This window comes from Pseudaeromonas pectinilytica, assembly GCF_054780855.1.
In genome coordinates this window covers 1-15,392 of record NZ_BAAGVN010000044.1, presented here as the reverse complement: position 1 = coordinate 15,392, position 15,392 = coordinate 1, and the positions used below count along the sequence as shown (strand labels likewise).

The 15,392-nt window shown below is 59.0% G+C and carries 14 protein-coding genes and 4 tRNA genes; 8 read left to right on the top strand and 10 right to left on the bottom strand.

Going from position 1 to position 15,392, the window contains the following annotated elements; genetic code table 11:
- Positions 1-610: 610 nt before the first annotated feature.
- The 6 genes from yedE (at position 611) to ACYVG7_RS04145 (ending at position 7,539) form a co-directional block, all read left to right on the top strand.
- Positions 611-1,831, top strand: a complete 1,221-nt coding sequence (gene yedE / locus ACYVG7_RS04170; protein ID WP_460881975.1) for a selenium metabolism membrane protein YedE/FdhT — start codon at positions 611-613, stop codon at positions 1,829-1,831.
- A complete protein-coding gene (gene yedF / locus ACYVG7_RS04165) occupies positions 1,828-2,064 on the top strand; it encodes a sulfurtransferase-like selenium metabolism protein YedF (protein ID WP_460881974.1) in 237 nt (78 codons plus the stop codon). Before yedE ends, yedF begins: the two co-directional genes overlap by 4 nt.
- 184 nt (positions 2,065-2,248) lie before the next feature.
- A complete protein-coding gene (locus ACYVG7_RS04160) occupies positions 2,249-4,108 on the top strand; it encodes a carbon starvation CstA family protein (protein WP_460881973.1) in 1,860 nt (619 codons plus the stop codon).
- Between the two features lie 188 nt (positions 4,109-4,296).
- Complete coding sequence (rlmD, locus tag ACYVG7_RS04155) at positions 4,297-5,670, top strand: 23S rRNA (uracil(1939)-C(5))-methyltransferase RlmD (RefSeq protein WP_460881972.1); 1,374 nt, start codon at positions 4,297-4,299, stop codon at positions 5,668-5,670.
- Between the two features lie 324 nt (positions 5,671-5,994).
- Positions 5,995-6,261, top strand: coding sequence for a SemiSWEET family transporter (locus ACYVG7_RS04150; protein WP_460881971.1), 267 nt, complete (start codon positions 5,995-5,997; stop codon positions 6,259-6,261).
- A gap of 42 nt (positions 6,262-6,303) precedes the next feature.
- The gene (locus ACYVG7_RS04145; RefSeq protein ID WP_460881970.1) at positions 6,304-7,539 is read left to right on the top strand and encodes a sugar efflux transporter; all 1,236 of its coding nucleotides are present in this window, start codon (positions 6,304-6,306) and stop codon (positions 7,537-7,539) included.
- Positions 7,540-7,664: 125 nt separating this feature from the next.
- Here the strand turns inward: ACYVG7_RS04145 and ACYVG7_RS04140 are convergent, their stop codons facing one another.
- The 8 genes from ACYVG7_RS04140 to rsmC form a co-directional block, all read right to left on the bottom strand.
- Entirely contained in the window at positions 7,665-7,949 is a 285-nt protein-coding gene (locus ACYVG7_RS04140; protein ID WP_460881969.1) for a late competence development ComFB family protein, read from the bottom strand.
- 87 nt (positions 7,950-8,036) lie between these two features.
- Positions 8,037-8,121 (bottom strand) — tRNA-Leu (locus ACYVG7_RS04135).
- A gap of 77 nt (positions 8,122-8,198) precedes the next feature.
- A tRNA-Leu gene (locus ACYVG7_RS04130) sits at positions 8,199-8,283 on the bottom strand.
- A gap of 66 nt (positions 8,284-8,349) precedes the next feature.
- A tRNA-Leu gene (locus tag ACYVG7_RS04125) sits at positions 8,350-8,434 on the bottom strand.
- 69 nt (positions 8,435-8,503) lie between these two features.
- Positions 8,504-8,588: transfer RNA gene (locus ACYVG7_RS04120), tRNA-Leu, on the bottom strand.
- Between the two features lie 117 nt (positions 8,589-8,705).
- Positions 8,706-10,163 carry a glycogen synthase GlgA gene (glgA, locus tag ACYVG7_RS04115; RefSeq protein WP_460881968.1) on the bottom strand — a complete coding sequence of 486 codons (1,458 nt, stop codon included), beginning with the start codon at positions 10,161-10,163 and terminating at the stop codon, positions 8,706-8,708.
- 3 nt (positions 10,164-10,166) lie between these two features.
- Positions 10,167-11,384 (bottom strand): glucose-1-phosphate adenylyltransferase, encoded by a 1,218-nt coding sequence (glgC, locus tag ACYVG7_RS04110; protein ID WP_460881967.1) that lies wholly within the window; start codon positions 11,382-11,384, stop codon positions 10,167-10,169.
- Between the two features lie 130 nt (positions 11,385-11,514).
- Positions 11,515-12,558: a 16S rRNA (guanine(1207)-N(2))-methyltransferase RsmC gene (gene rsmC, locus ACYVG7_RS04105; protein WP_460881966.1), complete on the bottom strand. Its 1,044-nt coding sequence runs from the start codon at positions 12,556-12,558 to the stop codon at positions 11,515-11,517.
- Positions 12,559-12,840: 282 nt separating this feature from the next.
- On the opposite strand from rsmC, the gene dapA reads away from it, so the two are divergent.
- Both dapA and ACYVG7_RS04095 read left to right on the top strand, forming a co-directional pair.
- Positions 12,841-13,713 carry a 4-hydroxy-tetrahydrodipicolinate synthase gene (dapA, locus tag ACYVG7_RS04100; protein ID WP_460881965.1) on the top strand — a complete coding sequence of 291 codons (873 nt, stop codon included), beginning with the start codon at positions 12,841-12,843 and terminating at the stop codon, positions 13,711-13,713.
- 82 nt (positions 13,714-13,795) lie between these two features.
- A complete protein-coding gene (locus tag ACYVG7_RS04095; protein ID WP_460881964.1) occupies positions 13,796-14,401 on the top strand; it encodes an HAD family hydrolase in 606 nt (201 codons plus the stop codon).
- 54 nt (positions 14,402-14,455) lie between these two features.
- Here the strand turns inward: ACYVG7_RS04095 and hfq are convergent, their stop codons facing one another.
- Positions 14,456-14,818, bottom strand: a complete 363-nt coding sequence (hfq, locus tag ACYVG7_RS04090; protein WP_460881963.1) for an RNA chaperone Hfq — start codon at positions 14,816-14,818, stop codon at positions 14,456-14,458.
- Positions 14,819-14,954: 136 nt separating this feature from the next.
- On the bottom strand, positions 14,955-15,314 hold the full coding sequence (locus tag ACYVG7_RS04085; RefSeq protein WP_460881962.1) for a hypothetical protein: 360 nt from the start codon (positions 15,312-15,314) through the stop codon (positions 14,955-14,957).
- Positions 15,315-15,392: the final 78 nt, after the last annotated feature.

Below are 15,392 nucleotides of genomic sequence, written 5' to 3'. Positions count from 1 at the left end.
GGGCCGCGGGGTGGGGTGACTGGAGCCGGTGCGCGGTCAGGATGACCGCAAAAGGGAGCGTCACGCCATGGATGGCGTGTGGCGACCGGCCGGTGAAGGGCAGCCCGGAACGCGGGGCAGTCCCGACAGTCGGCATACATCCGGGCCCGGGATTGCCAAGGGGGAGGCCTTTTCCCCCTCGGCCCGCCGCCGTTCGCCGGAGGTGAACCAGATCGCCAGCGCTTGCCAGGCGGAACCGGATCAAGCCGATTTCGAAATCCAAAATCCCGATTCGACCACAAAGAATATGACCGGCCACGCGGTAAACGTTGGGCTTCGCCCAACTCAGCCCAACCTACTACAGATTGCCTCAACACAGAGGCCAGCCCATCCGTAGGGCCTAGCCCGATCGATGGGCTGGCCGTGCGGCGCGGTGCCGCCGCGCCGGTGTCGGCCCCAGAGCGCGGGCCGGTCGCGCGCCATCGCCCGCGCCGTCCGTCGGGCTGCGCCCGCCATCGCCCCCTCAACCTGTAATCTGCATTTTTATTGATCATGGCTTGGGCAGCGGCGGCCCAGCTGTTTATCATCCCCCTCCTTTGCATCGCTCTTTGTGGCTAACAGGACTTGCGTTATGAATTGGCAACACTTCAAGCAGCACTATCTGATCCGTTTTTGGCCGCCGCTACCGGCGGTGATCGCGGCCGGTGTGCTGTCGACCTACTATTTCGGCATCACAGGCACCTTCTGGGCTGTGACCGGTGAATTCACCCGCTGGGGCGGCCATCTGCTGCAGGCGTTCGGACTGCAGCCCGAGAACTGGGGCTATTTCCAGGTGATTGGCCTGCAGGGCAGCCCGCTGGATCGGGTCGATGGCATGATGATCATCGGCATGCTCGGCGGCTGTCTGAGTGCCGCCCTGTGGGCCAATAACGTCAAGTGGCGTCATCCGTCGCACCGCATTCGTATCCTGCAGGCGCTGGCCGGTGGCGTGATCGCCGGTTTCGGCGCCCGGCTGGCGATGGGCTGCAATCTGGCCGCCTTCTTCACCGGTATCCCACAGTTCTCGCTGCATGCCTGGTATTTCGCCCTGGCGACGGCGGTGGGCTCCTATGCCGGGGCGCGCTTCACCCTGCTGCCGCTGTTCCGCATCCCGGTCAAGTTGCAGAAGGTGTCGGCCGCCACCGTCCTGACCCAGGATCCGCGTCAGGCCAACCGCCGTCTGCGTCTGGGCATGCTGATCTTCGGCTGCATGTTGTTGTGGGCCGGTTGGACCTCGCTGTCGCTGCCCAAGCTGGGGCTGGCGATGCTGTTCGGTATCGGCTTTGGCCTGCTCATCGAGCGGGCGCAGATCTGCTTTACCTCGGCGTTTCGCGATCTGTGGATCACCGGTCGGGCGCAGATGGCCAAGGCGATCATTCTGGGCATGGCGGTCAGCGCCATCGGTATCTTCAGTTATGTGCAACTCGGTGCCACGCCGAAGATCCTGTGGGCCGGTCCCAATGCCGTGCTCGGGGGGCTGCTGTTCGGCTTTGGTATCGTGCTGGCCGGGGGCTGCGAGACCGGCTGGATGTATCGCGCCGTCGAGGGGCAGATCCATTTCTGGTGGGTGGGTCTGGGCAATATTCTCGGCGCCACGCTGTTGGCCTACCTGTGGGATGATTTGGCCCCCGTGCTGGCGCTGCCGTACCAGAAGGTGAACCTGTTGACCGAACTCGGCCCGCTGGGCGGTCTGGCGCTGACCTATGGTCTCTTGCTGCTGGCACTGCTCGCGATCCTGTTGTGGGAGCGCCGTTTCTTTCGTCATCGACAACCCGCATCCACCCAGCCCGCATCTGCCCAGGAGGCCGTATGAAATCTCTGCCGACCCCGGACTACCACCTGAATATGGTGGGTGAGCCCTGTCCTTACCCCGCCGTCGCCACCCTGGAGGCGATGCCGCAATTGGCGATTGGCGAGGTGCTGGAGGTGATCACCGACTGCCCGCAGTCGATCAACAATATCCCGCTGGATGCCGAGAACCACGGCTACAAGGTGCTGGCCATCGAGCAGCACGGGCCGACCATCCGTTATCTGATCCAACGTTAATCCACGGCTCAGGCTATGGCATGCCGCTGGCGCTTCGGTGCCAGCGGCTTGCCACTCCCCCCCGTTTGGCAACCGCTCAGCGCCACCGGCGACCGCTCACCCAGTGGCGACTTGGCCTTTGCGGCGGGCTGATTAGAGTGGAGTCTGAGCCCCACCTCTGCGGGCATGGAACGGAGACTCCTGTATGCAACACGCCATTACCTTTGTCATAGCGGCGCTGTGCATCCTTGCCATTGCATATCGCCTCTACGGCGTATTCTTTGTGCGCAAGGTACTGCAAGCCGATGATTCCCTGGTTACCCCCTCGCACCAGCTCGAAGACGGCAAGAACTATGTGCCGACCAACCGCTGGGTCAACTTCGGTCAACACTTCGCGGCGATTGCCGCCGCCGGTCCCCTGGTCGGCCCTGTGCTGGCGGCGCAATACGGCTATCTGCCCAGCTTTTTGTGGCTGCTGATCGGCTGCGTCATCGGCGGTGCTGTGCACGATACAGTCGTGCTGTTCGCCTCGATGCGGCATCAGGGCAAGTCGCTCTCCGAGGTGGCCAAGGCCGAGCTCGGGCCGATTGCCGGTTGGTGCACGGGTCTGGCCATGCTGTTTATCATCACCATCACCATGGCGGGTCTGTCGATGGTGGTGGTGCACGCGCTGGAGCGTAACGCCTGGGGCGTGTTCGCTGTGTTTATGACCATCCCCATCTCCATGGTGGTCGGGATCTGGCACAAGCTGACCGGTAACCTGCAGGCCGCCTCCTGGGTGGGCTTTATCGCCGTGCTCGGTTGCGTGTTCTTCGGCCCTTATGTTCAGGCCAGCGCCTTTGGCGAATGGCTGACCCTGCGCGCCGACACCATCAGTCTGGCGCTGCCCATCTATGCCTTCTTCGCCACCGCGCTGCCGGTGTGGCTGCTGCTGACACCGCGCGGCTATATCTCCAGCTTTATGAAGATTGGCGTGTTCGGTGCCCTGGTGATTGGCGTCATCTGCATTAACCCGCAGATCCAGTTCCCGGCGCTGACCCAGTTTATCCACGGCGGCGGCCCGGTCCTGGCTGGTCCCGTGTGGCCCTTTATCTCCATCACCATCGCCTGTGGCGCCATCTCAGGTTTCCACGCCTTTATCGGCTCCGGCACCACGCCGAAACTGGTGGATAAGTGGAACGATATTCTGCCGGTCGCTTTCGGGGCCATGCTGGCCGAGTGTGTGGTCGGGGTGATGGCGCTGATTGCCGCCACCGCCTTGCATCCGGCTGATTACTTCGCCATCAACGCCAGCCCAGAAGCGTTTGCCAAGCTGGGGATGCAGGTGGTGGATCTGCCCATGCTCTCCCAGGAGATCGGCATGGACCTGTATGGCCGCACCGGCGGTGCTGTGACGCTGGCGGTGGGCATGTCCTATATCTTCACCAAGGTGCCCTGGTTTAGCGATCTGGCCTCCTACTTCTTCCAGTTTGTGGTGATGTTCGAGGCGGTGTTTATCCTGACCGCGGTCGATTCCGGTACCCGGGTCTCCCGCTACCTGATCCAGGATTTCTTCGGCGAGTTCTATGCACCGCTCAAGCGCATCGACTGGATGCCGGGCGCCATCGGTGCCAGCGTGCTGGCCTGTGTGATGTGGGGCTACCTGCTGATGTCCGGTGATATCGGATCTGTGTGGGCGCTGTTCGGGGTCTCCAACCAGCTGATGGCCTCGGTGGGTCTCATCATAGGGGCGACCATTATCCTGCGACTGGCACAGAAGCGTCGCTACATGCTGACTTGTCTCATCCCGCTGGCCTATCTGTTTGTCACCGTCAACTATGCCGGTTACTGGATGGTGAGCCATGTCTACTTCAACCCGGCGGCCAAGGGCTACAACCTGTTTAACGGTGGTATCTCGCTGCTGATGCTGGGCTTAGGCATCATCATCCTGGGTTCGGCGATGATCAAATGGCGCGAGCTGTGGGTGGCGCGTCAACAGCCGGGCTATATTGCCAAGTTAGACGCCGCAGCCAAGCTGGAAGCCGCCAAGAGTCGGGTGGGTTCTGTGCCACTGACAGCGGAGTAACTGCGGTGGTTTAAGCGAGTCCTGAGAGTTGCCCCGCATGATGCGGGGCTTTTTTGTTTCTCGCCGGTGCTGACGGGCTTGGTGTGGCGTCCTAGGCGCTGGCTTTTTTGTGGCGGCGGCGGCCCATGCTAGAATCGCCGCCGATGCGCCATGGGGCGTGTCGTTGACCGTGAATCCGGAGCCTCGTTATGTCCCTATCCGCCCCCGCATTGACCCACCCGCTGGATGTCACCATCACCGCCCTGACCGACAAGGGGGATGGGATTGGCGAGCTGGACGGCCGCACCCTGTATGTCAGCGGTGCCTTGCCGGGGGAGCTGGTGCAGGTGCGCTTGCATGGCATCAAGCCCAAGTACGCTCAGGGCGAGTTGCTGGCGGTGCTGCAACCGAGCCCGGATCGGGTCGCCAATTTTTGCCCCCATACCGAGTGTGGCGGCTGCCAGATCGGCATCCTCGATTATGCCGCCCAGCTGCGGCTCAAGCGCCAGCTGGTGGTGGAGGCGCTGACCAGCAAGGGCGTACTGGCGGGGGACGCTGCCGTCGAGGTGGCCGAGTGTCTGGGCATGAGCGAGCCCTTTGCCTATCGCAACAAGGCGCTATATGCGGTGCGCCCAGGCCCCGAGGGGGCCGAGCTGGGTTTCTTCCGCAAGCAGAGTCACCAGTTGGTGGTGTGTGATGATTGCGGCATCCAGCCGGCATTCACCGCCGAGCTGGTGGCCGAGGTGCGCGCCTGGTTGCGGGAGTTCGCCATCGACGCCTATGACGAGCAGCAGCACAGCGGTGTGGTGCGCTATCTGATGCTGCGTGATGGCCGCGTCTCCGGCGAGTGGATGCTGGTGCTGGTGACCCTGGGCGACGAGCTGCCCCATCACGAGGCGCTGCTGGCCCGGCTGGCGCGCTTCCCGCAACTGACCAGCGTGGTACAGAACATCAATCCCGAGCGCGGCAACCGCATTCTGGGCTTTGACAACCGCACCCTCAGTGGCGCTGCTGTGATCCGCGATCAACTCGATGGCCTGGATTTTGCGCTCTCGCCGCTCTCCTTTTACCAGATCAACCCGGAGCAGACCCAAGTGCTGTACCGCGAGGCGCTGCGTCTGGCCGAGCTGAGCGGTCAGGAGACGGTGTTTGATATCTACTGCGGCATCGGCACCATATCGCTGTTTCTGGCCCGGCAGGCGGCGACCGTGGTCGGGGTCGAGCTGGTCAGCGAGGCGATTGACGATGCCCGGGCCAATGCCGAGCGCAATGGGCTGACCAACACCGAGTTTCATGTCGGCAAGGCCGAAGTGGTGGTGCCAGAGCTCTATGCCCAGGGCTATCGCGCCGATGTGGTGGTGGTGGATCCGCCGCGCAAGGGCTGCGAGCGGGTGGTGCTGGATACTATTCTGCAGATGGCACCGCGCACCCTGGTCTATGTCTCCTGCGATCCGGGATCCTTGGCGCGGGATCTGGCTTATCTGCTGACCCAAGGCTATCGCCTGGATGCGGTGCAGCCGGTGGATATGTTCCCCCATACCTTGCATGTGGAAACCGTGGTGCGCCTGCGGCTTTGCCGCTAAGCGACGAGGTTGGGAGAGAGCGTCTCTTTCGCCAACTCGCCGTAAATCCATCCCTGGAGGCTCGATGGCGGCATCCCTGCCGCCAACGGTTGGCTCAATAGTCTCTCTCTTCCTTCCTTTAGCTCTGTCTGCATGCTGCCTACACTGCCAGTGAAATCGCTACCACTATGTAGTGATGGGTTTGATCCGCGATTTATCGCTGTTTTTATTCGATCCCTATTTATTCCTGTATCCTCGCTGCGCTATTATAACCACGAATAAGTGTAATCGATTACACTAATCCATCAGCGAGCATCAAGGCTCTGGATAACCCAAGGAGTGAGAATGAACAGTGACAAGATGATCCAGCAACTGGGGTGGTTTGCTTCCATCATGGCCATGGTGATGTATGCCTCCTATGTGGATCAAATCCGCCTGAATATGAGTGGCGTGCCGGGCTCCATGCTGTTGCCGGTGGCCTCGACCATCAACTGCATCGCCTGGGTGGGGTATGCCTTGCTCAAGCAGCAAAAAGATTGGCCCATGTTTCTGTGCAATGCCCTGGGTGTGGTGGTCTGTCTGGCGACTGTGCTGACGGCGCTGTGGTTCTAAACCGCTTCGGGGCTTAAGCCCTCGGTGCGGGTGGAGGTCGGTATGTCTGGATGGATGGTCTCGAGCTGGAGATCCTGCGCGCGGTTACCCGCCACAGGGTGGCTGATCCTGGGTGTTTCTGTGCTGGTGGCGCTGTCATCGGCCTTTACCGTGCCGGTGATGAGTTATTTCATCGTCGATGGCCTGCAGGCACCGCCCTACTGCATCAGCCTGTTCAGTATCAGCTCGGCGTTGTGCGGGGTCTGGTATAGCCAGTGGTTGGGGCACAAGACCGATCAGGGCTGGCCGATCAAACGGGCATTGTTGCTGGCGCTGGCCGGGATGGCGGGCTCGACACTGCTGTTTGCCCTGACCGACCAACTGTGGGTGGTGATGGTCGCCGGGGTGACCCTGATGGCGCTTGGACATGCCGCCATGCCACAGACGCTGGCGCTGGCGCGCCGCTTTGCCGATCAGCAAACCATGAACTCGGGACAGTTCAATGCCCTGGTGCGCGCCAACTTCTCCCTGGCCTGGATTGCTGGGCCGCCGCTGGCGTTTATGCTGGTGGCGCAGTGGGGATTTTCGGCCACCTTCGCGGCGGCGGCCGCCGTGGCGCTGCTGTGCTGTGTCTTGTGCGGGCAGGGCTTGCCGGCGGTCCAGCGCGCCGCTGGTGTGCGGGCGGAGGAGGGGCGTGTGCCGATCCCGCCGCAGTTCTGGGCTTACAGTGCCGCGCTGTTTTGCAGCTCGGTCAGCAACAGTTTGTATGTCAGCAGCATGCCGTTGTATGTGTTGAAGGAGCTGGCGCTACCGGCCTCGACACCGGGCTGGGCGATGGCGATTGCCGCCGGGCTGGAGATCCCGGTGATGCTGGTGGCGAGCCGCATGGCGGAGCGCTGGGGGGTGAAGCGCTTGCTGATGGTGGGGAGTGGAGCGGGGATCCTGTTCTATGGCGGCCTGTTCCAGGCCCGGAGTGTCGGCGAGGTGCTGCTGCTTCAGCTCGGCAATGGCCTCTTCTTCGGGCTGTTTGCCGGTTTAGGGATCTCGCTGATCCAGGATCTGCTGCCCGGACGCATCGGCTTTGCCTCGGCGTTCTATGCCAATACCATGCGCATCGGCGGCATGCTTGGCGCCTTGTTGATGGGGTTGATTGCCACCTGGGACAGCTATCGCAGCGTGCTGCTGTGTGCCGCCGCCTTTTTGCTGGTGGCGGCGCTGGCTCTGGTCGCGGCGGCATTGTATGAGGCGCGATATCGCGGTGTTGCGCAGAGTGACGGCGATCAGATCCGGGCGGACTAAGCCTAGCGCGGAGTAATCCTGGAGCAGACTAATCCCGGAGCAGACTAAGCCGGGTGCCGAATAAGCCCGGCGCTGGACACACAAAAGGCTCGCCAAGCGAGCCTTTTGTCGTTATCGGGGGGCGACTACGGCTGGTCGCGGGTGTTGCGGCGGTGGTTTTCGTTATCCAGCCAGCTGATGGCGCTGGTGACCGCGAAGTTGACCTTCTCTTCCATCTCCTGGCGCTTCTCGTCCGAGGTGAAATAGATCATATCCACGCCGTAACGGATGTAGTGCGCGGGTAGCTGGTTGAGCACCAGGCAGTACAAGTCGGCCAGGAAATCAGTATCGCGGGTACGATCCAGCTCCAGCGCATGAATATAGTGCTGGACCAGATCTTCGTAGTAGTTGTGGATATCTTGCAGAGCCATGGCGACATACTTCCTTGATGGTTTGGTTTCACCAGGAAATATATAACAAAAAGCCCGGGATGATGCTCATCCCGGGCTCACAAATTGTGGTGCGAGAGGAGGGACTCGAACCCTCACACCCGAAGGCACTAACACCTGAAGCTAGCGCGTCTACCAATTCCGCCACCCTCGCACATTATGTCGTTGACTGGATTTACATGCCGTCAACAGCATGGTTCTGCCAATCCTGGCCCACTTGCATCAATCAAGTGGTGCGATAGGAGGGACTCGAACCCTCACACCCGAAGGCACTAACACCTGAAGCTAGCGCGTCTACCAATTCCGCCACCATCGCCCGGATTGTTTGTTGGTTGGATTGACATGCGACCAACCGCATGGACAAGTCTTCATCAAGAAGTTGTGGTGCGATAGGAGGGACTCGAACCCTCACACCCGAAGGCACTAACACCTGAAGCTAGCGCGTCTACCAATTCCGCCACCATCGCACAACTTGTCACTGTTTTTATCGTTGTCAGCCAACGCTTGGTTTTTATGTTGCCAATCAACAGATTACTTGGTGCGATAGGAGGGACTCGAACCCTCACACCCGAAGGCACTAACACCTGAAGCTAGCGCGTCTACCAATTCCGCCACCATCGCATCTTGCGGCTGGCATTCTATCTATTCTGCCGGGGACGTCAACCGTTGCTCGCTGAATAATTGCCGGATCCACTGGATTTTTTCGCGACTGGGGTTTTTATCACCAGTCGCGCTGCATTAATGGCCAGCACTTAAGCCCAGGGCATCCTTATACATCTGTTCGTAACTCAAGACCGAATCGCTCCACAGGTAACGGGTGCGCATGGCGGTCTGCTGAACACGATGATACTCCTCGGGTTCTTGCAGGAAGAACAGCAAGGCGCGACGCAGGGTGGACAGCAGCGCCAGCGGTTCGGGCTCCTGAAAGCTGAATCCGGTGGCGCGTTTGGCCTGATGGTCGTAGTCGATGACGGTATCGCGCAATCCACCGACCGCGCGGATAATCGGCAGGGTGCCATAGGCCAGGCTGTACATCTGGTTCAGGCCGCAGGGTTCGAACAGCGAGGGCATCAGGAAAAAGTCACTGCCCGCCTCGACTAAGTGGGCCAGACCATTGTCGTGGGCATTCAGATAAGCCAGACGGTCGGGATGGGCCGCCATCATCTCGGTCAACCGCTCTTCCAGCGAGGGCTCGCCGGTCCCGACGATCACCACCTGCACCCGATGTACCAGGAATTTTTCCAGGATCGGCAACAGCAGATTCAGACCCTTCTGTTCGGTCAGGCGACAGACCATGCCGAACAGCGGCGTATCACCGATGTCCAGTCCGGCGCGCTTCTGCAAGGCGTGCTTGCACAGCTCCTTGTCGGCCAGACGACTGGCATCGTAGTTCACCGGGATCAGTGGATCGGTTTTCGGATCCCAGTCGGCATAGTCGCAGCCATTGATGATCCCGCGTACATCGCTGGAGCGTTCCTGGAAGTTCTTGGCCATGCCATGGCCGCCCAGATAGGTCATCAATTCCGAGGCATAGCTGGGGCTGACGGCATTGATCTTGTCGGCGTAGAGCACACCGCACTTCAGGAAGTTGATGTAGGCATGCCCCTGCAGGATCGACTCGTTGTAGGTGTCGGTGACTTCCGGCAGCGCCCACAGCTGGTTGCGCTCGAACACGCCCTGAAAGGCGCCGTTATGAATGGTCAATACGCTGCGGGTGCTCTGGAAGAAGGAGTTATTGGCATACCGGGTCTTCAGCAGCATGGGCACTAGCGCGGTGTGCCAGTCATTGCAATGGACGATATCGGGCTTGAAGCCAATCTGTTCGCTGACCTGCAGGCAGGCGGCAGAAAAAAACGCGAAGCGCTCGCCGTTGTCGGGGTAGGCATTGTTGTTTTCGGCGTACAGACTCTTGCGATCGAAGTAGTTCGGAAAGTCGATCAGCATGACCGGCACATCATCCAAATCCATCTGTCGAACCTGATAGGGAATGTCGGTATGGCCCGGACGAGTCGGCAAGGTGAAGCCACCGAGATGCTGGGATTTCTCCCGACCGGTAATACTGGCGTAGTAAGGCATGACGATGCGGACGTCATGACCACGGCGTTTGAGAGCCAGTGGCAAGGCTTTGGCCACATCGGCGAGGCCCCCGGTTTTGGCAAAGCTTTCAACTTCGGGAGCAATGAACAGAATATTCATGAATTAGAAACCAACTCTGGCGCCCTTGGGCACAACGACAATCCCTTGGTCGGAAACGGTAAACCGTTCCCGATCATGGGCGGGATTTTCACCGATCACAACGCTCGGTGCAATTTCAACATGCTTATCAATAATGGTGCGACGGATCCGGCAGCCTTCACCAATCTTCACATCCCCGAGCAGCACCGACTCCTCGATCCTGCTGCCACAAGCCAGATTACAGCGGAATCCCATCACGCTGCGCTCTATGCTGCTGCCCTGGATGTAGCAGCCAGCGGAGATCAGCGAATGGGAAATGCAGGCCTGATGTTCAGCGGTATTGATAAAGGTGGCTGGCGGCAAGGGTGGATAATAGGTATGCAGCGGCCACTTGCGGTTATATAAGGAAAAAGGCGGATTGTCGGCGACTAAATCCATATGGGCCTGCCAATAGCTGTCGATGTTGCCGACATCGCGCCAATACACAGCCGTTTTTTCACCCTCGACCTTGTTATTGCTGTAGTCGTAGACATAGACAGCGGCTCTGGGATAGAGGTCAGGAATAATATCACGGCCGAAATCATGGCTGGAGGCTTCATTCTCGGCATCCAGCGTGAGTTCGCTATACAGGGTTTGGGTTTCGAACACATAGTTGCCCATGGAGGCCAGGGCATGGTCCGGATCATGGGGCAATGATTTGGGATGCTTGGGTTTTTCCTCAAAGCCAATCATCTGCCCGGCATCATTGACTTCGATAATGCCAAACAGATGAGCCTGAGCTATGGGGACCCGGATCGCCGCCACTGTGAGTGCCGCTTTTTTCTCTTTGTGGAAGTCTACCATCTGGCGGATATCCATCTTGTAGATATGGTCGCTGCCGAAGATGCAGACATGCTCGGGGGCTGTGAGTTCGACAAAGCCCATGTTCTGGTAGATAGCATCGGCGGTGCCATCGTACCAGCGTTTCCCCATCCGCATCTGCGCCGGGATCGGGTCGATGAAGCGGCCGGTGATCCCCGTCAGGTTCCAGCCTTTTTTCATATGCAGATAGAGGGATTGAGACTTGAATTGGGTCAGAACATAGATGCGCAGGAAGTCGGAGTTGACGAAATTGTTCAGCACAAAATCGATCAGCCGGTAACTGCCACCGAAGGGGACTGAAGGTTTGCTGCGTGTGACCGTCAAGGGTTGCAGCCGCGTGCCTTCCCCTCCTGCCAGTATCATCGCCAATACACCCGCCATGCCTATGCTCCAACTGATGAAATCGCTTTCATGATGCCAATAAAAAATTACCTCGAATCGTCTGAGGTAATTATTGTCGGTTTTTGAATCTAACAGATTGAACAAACGCTTGTTAAGACAATTTTGTCCATCAGAAGCTGTGATACAGCCTGAACTTTTTATCTTCGGCCAGGATCTGCTGCTGGCGGAAAGCCTTTTGTAGGAAGGGCTGGTATTTGAGGAACGCATTGGCGACCAGCAGCAGTGAGCCGCGAGGCGCCAGCTTCTGCGGGGTCTGCGCGATCAGTTGTTCCGTCGGACCATACAGCGTCTTGAGACCGGCATGAAACGGTGGATTGGTGACAATATGCTGCACCTTGCCCTGAATATCCGACAGCATATCCGAGGGATAGACTTTGGCGCTGAGCTGATTGGCCGCCAGGGTGCGGCGGGCACTCTCCAGCGCCAGGGCATTGATGTCACACATCTCGACCTCCAGTTCCGGATGCAAGGCACACAGGGCGCTGCCGATGACCCCGGCGCCGCAGCCCATATCCAGCACGCGCCCCCGGAGTGGCGGCAGATGCTCCAGCAACATGCGGGTGCCTTCATCCAGGCCATCGGCGCTGAACACTCCTGGCAGTGCCACCACACGCAAGTCGTGGCCGCGGACACTGACGCTATAGTGCTGTAACCAGCTCTCGAGCTGGAACGGATTGACCGGCTGATCGAGCGCGGCATGGATCAGGGAGCAGCGCCGGGCGCTATCGAGCTTCTGGCAGTGGCTGGCGTATTGGGCCAGCAGCTTGTCGGCCCCATTGATGCCGCCCCGATTATCGCCAACTAGGAAAATGTCGCTGCCGCTGCGCAGATGGGGTAGCAGATTCGCCAACAGATAGTGGGCTTCGGCCTTGGCTTTGGGTAACAGGATCAACAGCGTATCGAAGGCGGGCGCAGCCGCCGGGAGCTGATGGCCGAAATAAAGTTGTACGGCCCCGCCTTGGGGAGTATGCAGAGCCGTGAGTTGCCGCCAGCGGCTGTAATCGGTGGTGAACAGGGTGGCCGATGCCGCCGCCGTGGCCAGGACCAGCGGGTAGTTGTCTTCCATGTAACCAGCGATCAGCAGGTGTTTGTCAGCAAACAGGGCGGCATTGCGTTCCAGCAGCTGGCTGACAGGGCTTTGAGCGGTCGACATGTTCGGGCCTCGGCAGGGTATGGGCGGCGAATTATACATGAGATGCCGAGGCTTGACATTTCTGCAGCGATGCAGAACTATGCTCATTCATTGCACACTTATGTAGTTTGGCCGATGACAAATCTGAGTCTGAAACGAAAATACAATAAACCTCTGAAACCTGAGGTTTTTTTCGTTTCCGCGTAACGGTCGTCCGCCCTTGGCAGATTCATAAACCCCGGTTACGCAGCCCGTAACCGGGGTTTTTTGTTCCGGATACCGAGTTTTCAAAAAGGAGTTTGTATGATTCAAGGTTCAATCGTAGCGCTGATTACCCCCTTCCGTGATGGTCGGCTAGATGAAGCGGCGCTCACCAAAATGGTGGAATGGCATATCGAGCAGGGCACCCACGGCATTGTACCTGTGGGGACCACCGGGGAGAGCCCGACGCTCTCCCATGATGAGCATTGCCGCGTCATCGAATTAGTGGTCAAACAGGCCGCAGGTCGCGTGCCGGTGATCGCAGGGGCTGGCTCGAATAATCCGATTGAAGCGATTGAATATACCCGGGTGGCCGAGCGCGCCGGTGCCGATGCCACTCTCCATGTGGCCGGTTATTACAACCGTCCGAATCAGGATGGCCTCTATCATCACTTCAAGATGGTGCATGACGAGACCAATATCCCGATCATTCTGTACAACATTCCGCCACGGGCGATTGTCGATATCCAGCCACAAACCATGGCGCGTCTGGCTGAATTGCCGCGCATTATCGGCGTCAAGGATGCCACCGGGGATCTGGCCCGTCCCTGGAGCGAACGTCAGTTGATCAAGAAGCCCTTCACCTGGTTATCCGGCGAAGATGCTACCGCTGTGGCCTATAACGTAGGCGGCGGGACTGGCTGTATTTCGGTGACGGCCAACGTGGCCCCCAAGCTGGTGGCGCAGGTACAAGAACTAACACTGGCCGGCGATTGGGCCGCAGCGCGTGCTTTGCAGGATCGCCTGATCCCCTTGCATCAGGTTATGTTTGCTGAGCCGAGTCCGGCGGGTGCAAAATATGCGGCCTCGCTGCTGGGTCTGTGCACCGAAGAGTGCCGGGTGCCAGTGATGCCGTTGAGTGCGGCAACCAAAGAGCGTATTCGTAGCGCCATGACCCAACTGGAATTGATCTGATTTTCAGCCATGGGCCAAGAGTGAATGGAATACCGGGGGATCATGGATCCCCCTTTTTATTGCAACAACGAGGATCAAGTCCATGTGGCAGCGGTACAAGGCGTTGATTTTTGATATGGATGGCACGCTGGTCGACTCCATGCCCCTGCATCTGGTGGCATGGCAGCAAACCGCGCAAGAATTCGGTTTTGTCTGTGACCAGGAGTGGCTCTACGCTCGCGGCGGGGTGCCGAGCCGCAAGATTGCCGCACTGATCGCCCATGAGCAGCAGATAGCGCTGGATCCTGAGGCCGTCGCCCGCTGCAAGACGGCCCATTACGTGGCCATGATCGAGCAGGCAACACCGTTTCCGGCCATGGTGGCGCTGGTGCAGCAGGCGGCGGCAACGCTGCCGATGGCCATCGGTACCGGCTCCTTGCATGCCAATGCCGAGCGGATCCTGGCGCAAAGCGGGCTGGGGCTCTATATCCACACCGTGGTCGCCGCGGATGATGTGCAGGGACATAAACCAGCTCCCGATACCTTCCTGCTGGCGGCTGAACGTCTGGGGGTGGCTGCTGCCGATTGCCTGGTGTTTGAAGATACCGAAATTGGCCGTTTGGCAGCACTGGCAGCAGGGATGGATTGCGTCATGGTCGTCGAGGGGGCGCCGGATTGGGCGACCCTGACGACAGGACAAACAAGCTGAAATGAACGAGGCCCCGGAATGGGGCCTCGTGCTATGCATCAAGAATAAGTGGACTTAGCTCTGCGTCGTGTCATCAGGGGTGCTATTACGACGATCTTCATAGCTGCCACCGCGTTGATCCATGCCAGGACGTGGCGGACGACGGGGGCGCTGGATACCGCTGCCCATTCTGCTGGTGAGCAACGCTATGGTAGAAATCTTGGCCTTGTAAATCATTTGCTGGTTACCGTGGGCGTCCGTCAACAACACACTGTATTGATCGAAGCCACTGATGATGCCTTCCAGCTTGATACCGCTGACCAGAAAGATGGCGACCTGACTGCGGTTTTTTCTCAACCAGTTAAGTGCTGAGTCCTGACCATTCCCAAGAGAGAAGGCCTGTTCTAGGGTCGAGAAATTCTGGGTTTCCGCCGTCATGTTATTGAGTCCCACTAGGTCTGATGAACGCCTGATTGTGCTCGATGGGCGGGGGGCTTGTCAAAACAATCCCCCGCACATCAGCTATTTACTTGTGCATGACCAAGCCATTTAGGTCATGCATTGGCCGCGTCGATTAGTGATCCAGATAGATGTAATGCATCCAACTGGTCATGCGCAGTAACACCTTGCGTAGCACGGCCAAATGCCCGAAATGGTCGGTATAGATGGCAACTTGGGCAGACACACCGTCCGGCAGGTTATAAGCGTCAACCGCGTCGTCCAATTCCAGCTCGGCCAGAACGCCACTACGGTTATCAAAGGTCACGGTCTGTAACGCGCCCTGCGTTTGATAAGCCCCCTCGGGTATCACGGGAATCACCTGCTTGACCTTGGCTTTAAAAATGGTACCCGGGATGCCGGTGAATGAAACTTCAGCCTCATCACCCACCTTGACGCGCTGCAAGGAGTTTTGCCGGAACGAGGCGACGATCATGTACAGGATCTTTAGCTACAACCAATTGAAATAGATAGAAAAAAGGCTTCGTTTGTGATCTGATTTAATCGCAAAAAA